At 56.2% G+C, this 12,935-nt stretch carries 10 protein-coding genes and 1 pseudogene; 4 read left to right on the top strand and 7 right to left on the bottom strand.

Annotated elements, in window-relative coordinates; genetic code table 11:
• Together BLS30_RS15905 and BLS30_RS15900 are read right to left on the bottom strand one after the other, a co-directional pair.
• Nucleotides 1–287: pseudogene (locus BLS30_RS15905) on the bottom strand (porin); the annotation flags it as partial.
• An 861-nt stretch (nt 288–1,148) separates the two neighbouring features.
• Entirely contained in the window at nt 1,149–2,324 is a 1,176-nt protein-coding gene (locus BLS30_RS15900; protein WP_090230225.1) for a porin, read from the bottom strand.
• A 413-nt stretch (nt 2,325–2,737) separates the two neighbouring features.
• On the opposite strand from BLS30_RS15900, the gene BLS30_RS15895 reads away from it, so the two are divergent.
• Together BLS30_RS15895 and BLS30_RS15890 are read left to right on the top strand one after the other, a co-directional pair.
• Nucleotides 2,738–4,000, top strand: a complete 1,263-nt coding sequence (locus BLS30_RS15895) for an FAD-dependent monooxygenase (protein ID WP_170832497.1) — start codon at nt 2,738–2,740, stop codon at nt 3,998–4,000.
• Nucleotides 4,001–4,094: 94 nt separating this feature from the next.
• Entirely contained in the window at nt 4,095–5,012 is a 918-nt protein-coding gene (locus BLS30_RS15890) for a lysophospholipid acyltransferase family protein (RefSeq protein WP_046478519.1), read from the top strand.
• A 105-nt stretch (nt 5,013–5,117) separates the two neighbouring features.
• Here the strand turns inward: BLS30_RS15890 and rpsD are convergent, their stop codons facing one another.
• The 3 genes from rpsD to BLS30_RS15875 form a co-directional block, all read right to left on the bottom strand.
• Nucleotides 5,118–5,735 carry a 30S ribosomal protein S4 gene (rpsD, locus tag BLS30_RS15885; protein ID WP_046478518.1) on the bottom strand — a complete coding sequence of 206 codons (618 nt, stop codon included), beginning with the start codon at nt 5,733–5,735 and terminating at the stop codon, nt 5,118–5,120.
• Nucleotides 5,736–5,972: 237 nt separating this feature from the next.
• A complete protein-coding gene (locus BLS30_RS15880) occupies nt 5,973–6,557 on the bottom strand; it encodes a hypothetical protein (protein WP_046478517.1) in 585 nt (194 codons plus the stop codon).
• Between the two features lie 217 nt (nt 6,558–6,774).
• Nucleotides 6,775–8,046 (bottom strand): RNA methyltransferase, encoded by a 1,272-nt coding sequence (locus BLS30_RS15875; protein WP_052743974.1) that lies wholly within the window; start codon nt 8,044–8,046, stop codon nt 6,775–6,777.
• 129 nt (nt 8,047–8,175) lie between these two features.
• Between BLS30_RS15875 and BLS30_RS15870 the strand changes: the two genes are divergently transcribed.
• Entirely contained in the window at nt 8,176–9,393 is a 1,218-nt protein-coding gene (locus BLS30_RS15870; RefSeq protein ID WP_046478516.1) for an NADP-dependent isocitrate dehydrogenase, read from the top strand.
• 82 nt (nt 9,394–9,475) lie between these two features.
• Here the strand turns inward: BLS30_RS15870 and BLS30_RS15865 are convergent, their stop codons facing one another.
• The gene (locus BLS30_RS15865) at nt 9,476–10,858 is read right to left on the bottom strand and encodes a methyl-accepting chemotaxis protein (RefSeq protein WP_210184051.1); all 1,383 of its coding nucleotides are present in this window, start codon (nt 10,856–10,858) and stop codon (nt 9,476–9,478) included.
• Nucleotides 10,859–11,103: 245 nt separating this feature from the next.
• Between BLS30_RS15865 and BLS30_RS15860 the strand changes: the two genes are divergently transcribed.
• On the top strand, nt 11,104–12,459 hold the full coding sequence (locus BLS30_RS15860) for a PPC domain-containing protein (protein WP_090230220.1): 1,356 nt from the start codon (nt 11,104–11,106) through the stop codon (nt 12,457–12,459).
• A gap of 57 nt (nt 12,460–12,516) precedes the next feature.
• Here the strand turns inward: BLS30_RS15860 and BLS30_RS15855 are convergent, their stop codons facing one another.
• Nucleotides 12,517–12,924, bottom strand: coding sequence for a hypothetical protein (locus BLS30_RS15855; protein WP_052743975.1), 408 nt, complete (start codon nt 12,922–12,924; stop codon nt 12,517–12,519).
• Nucleotides 12,925–12,935 lie beyond the last annotated feature (11 nt).

Here is a 12,935-nt window from a genome sequence, read left to right as displayed (position 1 = left end):
TTGATCGCCGCTTTACCGCGGAACCCAAAACGGGTGTTAGAGGTCTGCGGATCAACGACGTAGACGTTGTCCTCAAAACCATCGTCCCACCACATGACAGCGGTCGTGACTTGGCCATAAACCTCCAGGCTTACCTTGCGGTTGCCCTTACGAGCCGTCGTTGCCTCGAGCTCCGCAACGCGCTCCTCAAGGTCTGCGCAGCAATCGCCACCAAGGTCGGCGGCCGAAGCATTCGTCGCATATGCCGCCATGAGGGCGAACATCGCAACGCCAGTCATCAGTTTCATTGGTGTCCCCCAACAGTCTTGAATGTCGTATCGTGAATTCGCACTGACAACGGAGCACACGCGACGCGCACACCCCATAACGGCTCGGGCAGGGGGCAGACTGCGCGCAAAGATGCACAGCATTGACCAACCCCGAAACTCAACCGAACTCTGAAAGCTTACAAACGCTACAGGAACAAAACCGCGGGAACCGCACTGCGGCCGACTTGCAAAGCCCTTGCACCCGCGTCTCGACGCACGACACGCGTCGATGAACTGCACGCCATAATCGCCATTCTCTGGCGAAACTGCTGACGATTCGTGTCAGCGACTTGACGCTACGCTCTTAGCACCCCGGTTTCAAACATATCCGCAGATGCAACAAGCCATAGGCACACATGAGTGGCCAAACTGCCACCGTGTTAATGGCCTGCAATGATAGTCCGAAATGAGGCCTAAAGAACCGTAAACATCGCTCTTTATGAACAGCCCATCTGAGGGATGTTGCCTGATTACTACAGAGCAGTGTCACCGATCAGTCTCTCTTTCGGAAGCGATCTCCGCAGAATTTCCATGCGAATCCTGATCGTTAAATGCAACGGCTCACACTACTCAAATCGTCACTTATCAATCATCGATACAGCAATGAGCAGACACAGACGCACAGCTGATGCAAGACGCCTTGGCACGCACCAGCAACTGAGTTGCGCCTATAGCCCACGGTCGCTCAGCAAGTCTTATCCACAATAATTGGGGCTCTACTTCGCGGTTTGTGAGGGCATCCAGCCTGAACAAGCCAACCTGCTGCGCCCCTTCAGACTTCAAAAAACAAAAAGGGCCGCCGAAGCGACCCTTTCCGTAATCTGCCAATCGTGAGATCGATCAGAACTTGATGCGTGCGCCACCGACAACGGTGTCGAACTGATCTTCAGGACCGAACAGGCCAACTGTACCGCCATCCAGTTCGTAGTGACGGTAGCTGACGAAGAGATCCATAGCCGCAGCATCGATCTTCTGAACAACACCGAGACCCCAGAAGGTCGCCGTGCGATCAAGCCGATCCTCCTGCTCGCCGCCCATACCGAACAGCGTGGTCTTGCCGAGCGAGTTCCACTTCTGCTCGATACCGCCGCTCACGAACCAGAAGTGCTCTTCATCGGCGAAGTCATCGGCATCACGCGTACCGGCCGAACCCGTAACGAAGAGACCCGTTGGCGAGTGCATGATGGACAAACCACCGTTCAGCACTTCAACAGCCGGATCATCCGAAGGGCCAGCGCCGTTGTTGCGGTCTGTGTTCTCACCGTAGGCGATACCTGCAGCAATCTTGAAGCCACCCCACTCACCGGCGTAGCGGACAGCAACGTCCCAAAGGTCATCTTCACCCCAGGCCGCAGACACCACGAAACCACCAAAGGTCGGCGTGTCGTAGCGAACGACGTTGGCGCGGTTGAACTCGTAGTTGCCGAATGCCGGGCCGCCCATGTCGTTCTGCATGATGGCCGAGCCAGCCTGCGAGGACGACATACCGTCAGCAACGCTGGCGTTCGACAGGTCGATTTCTGCGATGCCCGAGTTTGCCGTGTCGGCAAAACCGACGCGAACTTTACCCCAGGTCTCGCTCTTGATGTACCAGTGCGCCTGACGGAACTCGGGCATATCCGCGCCCTCGTCGTTGTCTTCGCGCACCCTCGTGGCGTCAGCTTGCTGCCAAGCCAGCTCGATCTGGTAACCAGCGGAAATATCCGGGGTAACACGAGCAGAACCTCTGAAGCCGAAGCGCGTGTTCGACGTCTGCGGATCGACAACGTAAACGTTGTCTTCGTAGCCATCGTCCCACCACATCACAGCGGTCGTCACCTGGCCATAGACTTCCAGGCTTACCTTGCGGTTGCCCTTACGAGCCGTCGTTGCTTCAAGTTCTGCAACGCGCTCCTCAAGGTCTGCGCAGCAATCGCCACCAAGGTCTGCAGCCTTAGCGGATACGCCGCTCACCATAAGACCAGCAACAGCCGCAAGCGCTAGCGTGCTGGTGGTCTTGAAGAGTCCCCCGATCATAACTGAACATCTCCGTTTACTAACACTTGTGGCACTCAAGCCGTTAGACTGGGCACCGCGAATTGACTCTGTGCCAAGTCCCTTCTCATCTCAGCGGGAATTTTACGTCCCAGCCTCGGCTTGGCTTCACAAGTGGTATCCCAATGCCGGATCGCCCGTAAACCTCATTCGACCGTGTGACCCGAATCAGCTGTGATTCGTGGCAGTAACGCCACAATAAATAGCATCTGCTACTATCACCAATTCCACCAGCTGATTTGCGTACAACCTCCGCAATACGGGCCGCAGAGCCACCTTGTCCTTTCTGCGAGACCATGTGCATAAGATCTGAACATCTCCAAACGACCTGCTCGCTGAAATATAGCTCGGCTCGACCAAGAACCGGCGCATGCACAAAAAGTCCATTTAAAGCAATGCGAAATTCTTCCGATTACGACGCCATCATCGTCGGTGCAGGCCCGACAGGGCTCGCCGCCGCTCTCGCTGTTGCCCAATCCGACCTACGCGTCGCTCTTATCGCCGCGCCCCACAATCCCGCCGCTGCCGGCGCCGACACACGGACTGCGGCGCTCTTTAAAAATTCCTTGACACTATTGTCGAACATCGGCGCCTGGACGGCCTGTGAGCCTGCAAGCGCGCCATTGAATGCCATCAGGCTGATTGATGATACGGGCGCGCTGCTGCGAGCACCTGAGGTCGTTTTCCAGGCATCCGAAATTGGCCATGACCTGTTTGGCTACAACGTGCCTCAACAGGCCCTTGTTGCTGCGCTCAGACAGGCTGCGGCCGAGTTTGGCCACGGATTGACGGTGATCGCAAGCGCTGGCGCGCAGGATATTGCGGTAGATGCGGACCGCGCATCTCTTACTCTTGCGGAAGGTCAAACCCTTACCACGCAACTAATTATCGGGGCTGATGGCCGTCGGTCTATTTGCCGGCACGCCGCCGGTATCGCCACCGCCTCACACACCTACAATCAGGCCGCGTTGGCATGCACGTTCAAGCATACTGTGCCGCACCATGGGATTTCGACAGAATTCCACCGTCGTGCAGGCCCCATGACCACCGTTCCAATGCCAGGGCGCGCCTCAAGCCTCATTTGGGTTGAACACCCAGATGTTGCTCATCGCCTCGCCTCAATCAGCGCAGCAGACTTCTTGCACACGCTAGAGGACAATCTGCAGGGCTTGCTTGGAAAACTGAGCGATTTAGGCCCTCGCGTCGTGTTTCCACTTTCTATGATGTCTTCAGAAAGCATGGGCCGAAACCGAATTGCCCTCGTAGGGGAAGCCGCACACGTCGCCCCGCCGATAGGTGCACAAGGATTGAACTTGAGCTTCAGGGACATCGCCACTCTTGCCGACATTCTTCACACCGCCAAGCTGGAAAAGCAGGACCTGGGTAGTGATGATCTCCTGCGGCGCTACGACAACGCCCGCCATGGCGATGTCAACAGCCGTGCCCGCGCCGTTGATCTCCTCAACTACTCACTTACCTCGCAGCTTATCCCAGTGCAGCTGCTGAGAGGTGCAGGGGTTCACGCCCTCAAGGCACTCTCTCCTCTGCGCCGCCGCATCATGGCTGCAGGCCTCGCGCCTGCCGGTGATCCGCCGCCGCTCATGCGTGAAGCCGACACGCGAGACGCAACGTTTGCGAGCAGGCGCACAACACTGTAAAGGCTACCCGGCCCGCGCGGATTAGGCTCCTGAAAGCCAGGGGATCAACCGGCGGGCGCGCATCGTCTCTGGAAAGAATCTGTCACGAACCCGCATGAAACCCGCCGCTCGCTTTCGCGACATTCAGTTTCGCCTGGAATACGTCGTACTGCGCTGCGTCATCGCTGTCGTGCGGGCGCTTCCTCTGGAAGTCGCGACATCCGCATCTGCAAGGGCGTGGCGCCTTCTGGCTCCCCGCATCAACCCCAAACGACACAATCGCGCGCTGGCCAATCTCGCGATCGCCTTCCCTGAGAAGAGCGAAGAGGAACGGCTCGCGATCTGTATGGCCCATTGGGAGAATCTCGGCCGCGTCATGGCTGAGACCATGCAGATCGATCGTATCATCGCCGAACCCGATCGCATCGTCATCACGAGCGCCGCAATGTTCGGTCGTTACCGTGACAAGCTAGGCCCGGCAATCGGCATCTCGCTACATATGGGCAATTGGGAATTGGCGATCTGGCCGCTGACGCTCGCGAACGCCAATCCCGCCGCGATCTACCGTTCCGTCAACAACCCATATGTCGACGAATACCTACGCGCACAACGCAAAGATCTTTACACTGGCGGCCTGTTCGGGCGGGGCAAAGTCGAAGGGGACCACGGCGACGACCGCAAAACGGCGCGCGTGATTACGGACTACGTGAGGAAGGGCGGCCGCCTCGGAATGGTCTGCGATCTCTATGACCGCACCGGAATCCCAGTGCCGTTTTTCGGCCAGCCAGCCAAAACACAAGCCATCGGAGCCATGATTGCCCGACGCGTCGGCGCACGTCTCTGGCTCTCACGCTGCAAGCGCATTGGGACCTCGAGCCGCTTCGAAATTGAATTGAAGGAACTGCGCGTCCCTCGCACCGCTAATCAGTCCGAAGACATCAAATGGATCATGACAGCGATGCAGCAGGAGTTCGAAGCATGGATCCGGGAAAGTCCCGAACAATGGATGTGGTCGAACCGGCGCTGGAGCTAACAAACCCACACCGAAGCTGTAGCCTTCACAAACAAAAAGCGGCCAGCCTGATCGGCCAGCCGCTTTTCGTAATGACATAACCGCGGGATCACCCGCGACGCCGGATTAGCGCGAGTAGAACTCGACCACCAGGTTCGGCTCCATCTGCACCGGATAAGGCACGTCGGAAAGAGCCGGCACGCGTAGAAGCTTCGCGACCATCTTACCGTGGTCAGCTTCGATATAGTCAGGTACGTCGCGCTCAGCGCTCTGGCTAGCTTCAAGCACCAGCGCCATCTGCTTACCCTTCTCACGAACTTCGATCACGTCGCCGATGCGAACGCGGAAACTCGGAATGGTCACGCGGCGGCCATTGACTGAAACATGGCCATGGCTGACGAACTGACGCGCAGCAAAGACCGTCGGTACAAACTTGGCGCGATAAATCACAGCATCAAGACGGCGCTCGAGAAGACCGATGATATGCTCCGACGTCGAGCCCTTGAGACGCACAGCTTCTTTGTAAATGCGGAGAAACTGGCTCTCGGTGATGTTGCCGTAGTAGCCCTTGAGCTTCTGCTTGGCGCGGAGCTGCTGGCCGAAGTCGGAAAGCTTGCCGCCACGACGATCGCCGTGCTGACCAGGCTTGGATTCACGCTTGTTTACCGGGCTCTTCGGGCGGCCCCAGATGTTCTCGCCCATACGACGGTCAAGTTTATGCTTGGCGCGAATGCGCTTCGTCATTTCTTAGCACTCCAATTTAAGTTGCGTATAGTTTTTTTGATTTGGAGCGCCCCTTCCTCTGCGCCGACCGGAAGGCCGGAGCCGACAGGTAAAGACGGAGACGCATTGAACCGGAAGTCCAAATCGCCGCCAATACCGCAGGTGCGCAAAAAACAACACGGGGCCGACCATGGCCCCGTGAAGACCTCAAGCGTTTACAACCGGAACACGCGGACGTCAACCGGCTAAAAACGTACGCTATTTCTTGGCTGCGTTGTCGAATTTGCAGATATCGGCGTTGAGATCCGGGCCCGCCTTAACGTAGGTGGCGATCACTTCCGTAACCTTGGCCTTCTGCTCTTCGGTGCAAGTCGCCGCCGCGGGCGCCTTGCTTTCTTCGACGACAACTTCCTTATCGCCATCCTTTTCAACGAGCTTGATCTTGCCCGTCAGCAGCATGACGGTCGTCAGGTGAAGCTGGGAAATGTAGACAAGCTGCTGCTCGCTCCAGGACTTTTTATTGACCTCACGCCGCATCAACGACTGATAGTTACAGATCTGCTCCTCCTTGAGGTCGCAGATCTGCGCATGTGCCGAAAGCCGTCCGACACGAATAACCTCACGCGCAACGTCTATCGGGACCATGACCGCATCCTTCTTGGTCTTATCGATCATGATCGTATCGCCGTTGGGCGGAGTAAACTGTGAAGGCACCAACTGCCACGCATAGTTCATGAACGTGCGCACGGACTTTTCGCTAAGTTCCTGTGCGTAGGCCGGAAACAAAACAGCCACCACGCAGGCGATCCCGCCAACAAGACCCAGCCCCGCCTTACGATTCATCCGCATCTCCAATCAGCCCCCGTCTGCCCGCCGCAGATTTGATTTGCTCGCTTTATTGACGTGTACGTCGCTCAAAATTCCGGATGTGTCATGCTTTTTCATGAGCGTAACCGCGCACGTGGGCTTCAGCTTGAGTTGCCGAGCCTCGCTGTTGTCCATGCCACACCCGCCGGGCATCGCTCTGCTGAAAACTTGGCTTGAATAAGGCGGTTGCTGCTTAAGATTTTCGCGCGGGACCCTTGCCACGGACCAGTGTGGCAACAACGCCACGAAGGGTGCGGATTTCCTGCGCGGTTGGCTCCATACGTGTGAACAAGGTGCGCAAATTGCGTACGACCATCGGCCGCCGTTCGACCGGGTTAAAGAAGCCGTGCCGATCAAGCTCACTCTCCAGATGTTCGAAGAAGCCAAGCTGCTCCTGTTTCGTCGCCGGACGATCTGCTCCCATATTAAGTCCGGTTTGAAGCGGCTTTTCGTAAGTCGTGACACGCCCGAGGCTTTGCTCTTCGCGGCCCTGCATCCAGGTATAACCCAGAATCAAAACGGCCTGTGCGAGGTTCAAGGACGCGAATTCGGCGTTCACAGGGATCATGATGAGGGCGTCGGCATCAGCCAGTTCTGCAGTTTCCAACCCATTCCGCTCTCGCCCAAATAACATACCGCAACGCTGTCCCTCGGAGATTCTCCGTGACATTTCCGTAACAGCCTGATCTGGCGTTAAAATGGGTTTCCGAAGGTCGCGTTGCCGCGCGGTCGTTGCACAAACCCAGGTCAGATCCGCCGTAGCATCAGAGAGTTTCTCGAAGGCAACCGCGTCGTCGATAACGTAATTCGCCCCTGATGCAGCAATCCGCGCTTTTTCATTCGGCCATCCATCGCGCGGGGCAACGAGACGCAGCTCATCGAGCCCAAAATTCGCCATGGCGCGCGCCACCATACCGATATTGTCTGCAAGTTGCGGCTCCATCAGAATAACCGCCGGGGTCTGCCCTTCTTCGGCGAAAGGGGTCCCCTGAATGTGGGCGCGACGAATACCGTGACGTAGTTTGCGAATAACGCGCCGCGCCCAATACCAATACTTTTCGCCAGACCACGTTTCGGCCAGGGTCTCAAGACTCTCGGATTGCGCAGTACGGACGCCAGGCCCCTCTAATCGTAACGAACCATCGCCGATAATAATGGCCGCGTGATCCCGAGCGAACGCGTCAAAACTGGTTAAACCCTGACTTTCCATACGGCGACGGCATCCCGGACAACTCGCTTTGTCGGCCTCACATCGCCGCTCGGCGCAATAACGCAGCACATCATCAAGGCTGGTCCGATCTAATCCCGTCAGAGAAAATTGATCCAAGGCACCGTCGATTGAGCCTTCATGGCAGGCATGCACAACAGCGCCAACCGATACGGACGAACCTGAGATAACCGGAACTGGTAGATCACCAGTTATGTCGACTGATATTTTCAAACCGTCGTTGTGAACGTGTTTCAAGTTTCTTGCGGCTCCTGGTGGGCGTTTGCTGAAGGTTGGATTAGCCCTTCGGTCTGCTTGTTGTGCCTTGGGCGGACGGCTAAGGTGCGCCGCGAAACCCCGAATTAAGGCAGTTGAGGCCCAGATCATATGCAAAAAATCAAGGTGACCGGCACCGTCGTTGAGCTCGACGGCGATGAGATGACGCGCATCATTTGGCAGTTCATCAAAGATAAGCTGATCCACCCGTATCTTGACGTCAATCTCGAGTACTACGATCTGGGCATCGAAGAGCGCGATAGAACGGACGATCAAATCACCGTCGACGCTGCCAACGCCATTAAGAAACACGGTGTCGGCGTCAAGTGCGCAACGATCACGCCGGACGAAGCACGCGTCGAGGAATTCGGCCTCAAGCGCATGTACCGCTCGCCCAACGGCACGATCCGTAACATCCTTGGCGGCGTTATCTTCCGCGAACCGATTATCTGCAAAAACGTGCCGCGGCTGGTTCCCGGCTGGACGCAACCGATCGTCGTCGGCCGTCACGCATTCGGCGACCAATATCGCGCAACAGATTTCAAGTTCCCAAGCGCCGGCACTCTAACGATCAAATTTGTTGGCGAAGACGGACAGGTGATTGAGCACGAGGTGTTCAAGTCCCCCGGCTCCGGCGTTGCCATGGCCATGTACAATCTCGACGAAGCAATTAAAGACTTCGCGCGCGCATCAATGAACTATGGCCTAGCGCGGAATTATCCCGTCTATCTGTCAACGAAGAACACGATCCTGAAAGCCTACGACGGTCGCTTCAAGGACATCTTCCAGGAGATCTACGAGAAAGAATTCCAGGATAAATTCAAGGCCGCCGGGATCACCTACGAGCACCGTCTCATTGACGACATGGTCGCCTGCGCGATGAAGTGGTCGGGCGGTTATATCTGGGCATGTAAGAACTACGACGGCGACGTTCAGTCCGACACGGTCGCGCAAGGTTTCGGTTCGTTGGGCCTGATGACCTCCGTTCTGATGTCTCCAGATGGCCGTACCGTCGAAGCCGAAGCCGCCCATGGGACGGTGACGCGTCACTATCGCCAACACCAGGAGGGTCGTGAAACCTCGACCAATTCCATCGCATCGATCTTCGCCTGGACCAGAGGCTTGATGCATCGCGCGAAACTCGATGGCAATGAAGAACTCGCCAAGTTCGCGACAACCCTTGAAAAGGTATGTGTCGACACGGTTGAAAGCGGCTTCATGACGAAGGATCTCGCTTTGTTGGTCGGCCCCGACCAGGCATGGCTGACCACAACCGGCTTCCTCGACAAGGTCGATGAAAACCTCAAGATCGCGATGGGCGCCGTCTGATACGCCGCACACAAATTTCGCGACGAAAAAAAGCCCTGACAGTTTATGACTGTCAGGGCTTTCCTATAGGAGAACGCAGAGCTTAGCGGGCTGCTTGTTCCAGGAGCTTGTTGGTAGCAGCGATCGCTTTTGTGATCGCGTCGTCGCAGCTTACATACGCGGGCGTTGCTTCATTCCAGTTGCAGTTCTTGATCTCGCCAATGAGCTTCTCAGCAAAACGCTGTGCCTGCTGCATCGAGCTTTCCAGTTCGCCGCAGATCGGCTTGAGGGCGGGTTTCGAAGCCGCCAAGTGCCGCGCGTCCTCGATAGCAGAAGAGACAGAGAACTTGCCGCTGACAGATTGTGCAGATTCGGTACCAAGCAGAACCGAGCAAAGCTGCCGCTTCCAAATCGTGACATCGGCGCCAAAGCGGATGAGACCAAAGTTCTCCACCGGCAGCATCTCACTGGCCGCAAACGTGTTGGCAGTCAGCTTCTCAGACTCTTGCAAACGCTTGCCAATCGCTTCGACTTCATCCTTGTTTTTATTGGCCTTCTCGGAAATCTGAACAACGTTTTGGCTGATCTCCGATGTCGCAGCTTCCTGCTGCTGAATGAGGTTGAACAACCCGCGGATCCGCTCGGAAACTTCGCTAACCTCGTCTCCGACATTCTCGATGATCGAGCTGACCTGGCGAACGATATCACTGCCCGCCTCGACGGACTTCAGGCTCTCTTTAACCGCAACGCTGATCTCGGCCATCTCATTCGTCAATGCCTCAACGCAATTGCGAATTTGCTGGGTCGCCTTGCCTGTCTCCACCGAGAGTTCTTTTACTTCGGAAGCAACAACGGCAAATCCGCGACCGGCCTCTCCGGCACGCGCAGCTTCGATCGTGGCGTTGAGCGCGAGAAGGTTTGTCTGACGGGCAATCGAATCGATAGCACCTGTCATGGAATTGATCTGGTCGACAGCGGTCTGCAACTCAGCGACGCGCTCTCCGATATGGCTGGAACGCTGCTGAATAGCCTGCATCGCATCGATCGCGCCGCGGCTGTCGTCAGTACAGCACCGCATCGTATCCCGCGCGGATTCCGCTTGCGTTGTACTGGTGCGTGAAGATTCCGCCAACTCGCTGATAGACGCCGCGAGCTCGACGACGGCGCCCGAAATCGATTTGGTCGAGTCCGCGACTTCGCGGAAGTCGTGATAGACCCAGCCCATATTTATGGCGGACTCGCCGGCCTGTGCACCCAGCTGGCTCACAGCCTGCAGCTGTGCAGAATTTGACTTCTTCACAAGCGCGACAAGCTGTTCCAGCGTTTCTCCCAAGCGTCCATCAGCGGCAATCTTTGCCGTTAGATTAGAGCGTACGAGATCCTCAAGAGCAGCCAGCACTTGATTATCGACAACTGCCATAGAAGGGGCCGCCGATGTTTGAATGATCTCGCGGTCCTGCGTCGGTTTTCTCTGAAACGATAGCACGGACTTCTCCGTTCGAAATTTCGGATATGGGGATGCTGATAAACTCAGAAAATCACGGAAAAAGCGTTCCTCGGGCAGGAGACTATAGTGCAGGGCTTAACTTGAGCTTAATTATAATACAGCCTCAAACCGAAGCCGTTGCCGCGACATCGGTCGTCGCTACATAGACACAATTCACGCGTTTTTTCAGTAAAGCGTTTTTCGAACCAAATATTTTGAGTTTGTTTTATTTTTTGAGGTTTTTCATGCCTGAAGAAGAGCAGACAACCCGCATTCGCAAAAAGCGCTTACGGCTCGGCTCATTTGGTCAGGTTGTAGCGGTCGCCAGCAGCTTGTTCGCAATGGCATTGCTATACTTGGGCTATGATCTTTTAAGAACGAATCTGACGCCCTGCGAAGCTATCTTTCAGCAAACGTCCGTTGGATTGGCGACAAAGGTTTCCTTCCTGAAAACCGAAGGCGAATTGAAGATCGGTCGCGAACAACTGACCGAGCTCGATGAACGGGCTCAAATGACGGCAATCAATCTAAAGACCTGCTGCACAGTCCTCGACGCCGGACGCCTCGATCCTGAGCAGTTCCTGCAGTGCAAGGCAAACGCACGTGATTACGAATCGCGCGTTGAAGACATCGTTGCGCTCGTACGTACGGCAATGCAGGCAACTGACACGCCGTCGTCTTCCCCAATAACGCCTACTGCGGCCGCAGCATCCCCGACGAATACGGCGACGAGCACGTCCAAACAACAGGTCGACCAAGCCATTGCAAAGAAAGTCAGCGAAGCCCGGCAAGCTTCCAAAACGTTCAACCATCAAGTTGTCGAAGTTCGAAAGGAACAGGCGCTGCAATCTCTGGAAGCCGTACCCCCTCGGCATATCGAGATCGACGCGCGGGAAAGCGAACCCAACAACGACAGCCTGTCGACCAATCAGCTTGGATTGAAGACGTGGGTCGCGGCATCGATTGATCCACCGAAAGACGCGGACTTTTTCACTTTCACGACGCCTGCGGAATACCGAGACTGGATCAGGGTCGAAATAGAAAATCGGTCCACAACGCTTGAGCCACGGATCGAATTGTTCGATGCAGAAAAAACCAGCCTAGGCTCTGTGCACAAGACGACCGCGGGAGCCGATATTGTTTACACATTCGTCGCCACGCCTGACACGCGTTACGCAGCTAGAGTGAGCAACCACTACGGCAACAGCGTTGGCGTCTATAATGTGCGCGTCGTTCCAACAAAGAGCTATGATGCGTTCGAACCAAATGACGGGCTACTCACGGCAAAGCCAATCAATATCGGGGAGGGAATAGAAGCAGCGATAATGGGCCCAGCCGATAGCGATTTCTTTAGCTTTGAAATCCCAGAAGGACGGGCTGAAACTGAAATACGGCTCGAAAACAGATCGACGACATTGCGCCCGGCCATTGTCATATACGACCCAGCCAAGTCTCAGATATCAGCAACATACAACACGACCGGCGGCGCCGACGTGACACAAGCATTCAAGTCCGCCCAACCTGGACGGTACCTTATTCAGGTGTACGATCACTACCGATCAGCCGCCGGCGCCTACACAATCCACATCAGCAGCAAATAAATCACCGTCGCGCTGTTTGGCATCGTCCGCGGAGAGCCCTCTGCGTTAAGGCGGCGACTACTTCTTCGCCTTCATTTCTTGCGCCATGCGGGCATTGAGAGCACGGAAGTCCTGATCGAGTTGTGCGCAGGCCTTGGACTCTCCCTTGCAGTTCACGACCATATCGAGCGTGATGGATTCGCCCTCACGAACGGGGCGGCGACAGACCACAGCCGGATGGGCCGGATGCGAAGGCAAGGTGAAGGTCCACATGGCCCACGTCGACTTGTCCTGTAGCGCCACGTAATTGTCGTCGCGGAACACTTCAGGAAGCTTTTCCGTGGTCGACAACTCAGACTGCAATTTCTCGGGATCTGTATTGGCACGCGCGCATGGGGAAGCGTCGGCCCAGGCACCACCAGCGGCAAGACCGACGGTCGTCACAAAGACGAGAGCGGCAACGCCGCAACGCGAAACATTCATCATGTCCTGCTTCC

This window comes from Filomicrobium insigne, from assembly GCF_900104305.1.
Taxonomy (GTDB): Bacteria; Pseudomonadota; Alphaproteobacteria; order Rhizobiales; family Hyphomicrobiaceae; genus Filomicrobium; species Filomicrobium insigne.
Note: the sequence above shows the minus strand (reverse complement) of the source record. Positions and strands in the feature narration are given on the sequence as shown.

Bases quoted from the DNA above. Each gene is read 5' to 3' on its own strand.
- BLS30_RS15900 (WP_090230225.1), bottom strand. From the start codon at position 2,324: ATGATCGGGGGACTCTTCAAGACCACCAGCACGCTAGCGCTTGCGGCT.
- rpsD (WP_046478518.1), bottom strand. From the start codon at position 5,735: ATGACGAAGCGCATTCGCGCCAAGCATAAACTTGACCGTCGTATGGGC.
- BLS30_RS15890 (WP_046478519.1), top strand. From the start codon at position 4,095: ATGAAACCCGCCGCTCGCTTTCGCGACATTCAGTTTCGCCTGGAATAC.
- BLS30_RS15895 (WP_170832497.1), top strand. From the start codon at position 2,738: ATGCGAAATTCTTCCGATTACGACGCCATCATCGTCGGTGCAGGCCCG.
- BLS30_RS15860 (WP_090230220.1), top strand. From the start codon at position 11,104: ATGCCTGAAGAAGAGCAGACAACCCGCATTCGCAAAAAGCGCTTACGG.
- BLS30_RS15880 (WP_046478517.1), bottom strand. From the start codon at position 6,557: ATGAATCGTAAGGCGGGGCTGGGTCTTGTTGGCGGGATCGCCTGCGTG.
- BLS30_RS15855 (WP_052743975.1), bottom strand. From the start codon at position 12,924: ATGATGAATGTTTCGCGTTGCGGCGTTGCCGCTCTCGTCTTTGTGACG.
- BLS30_RS15870 (WP_046478516.1), top strand. From the start codon at position 8,176: ATGCAAAAAATCAAGGTGACCGGCACCGTCGTTGAGCTCGACGGCGAT.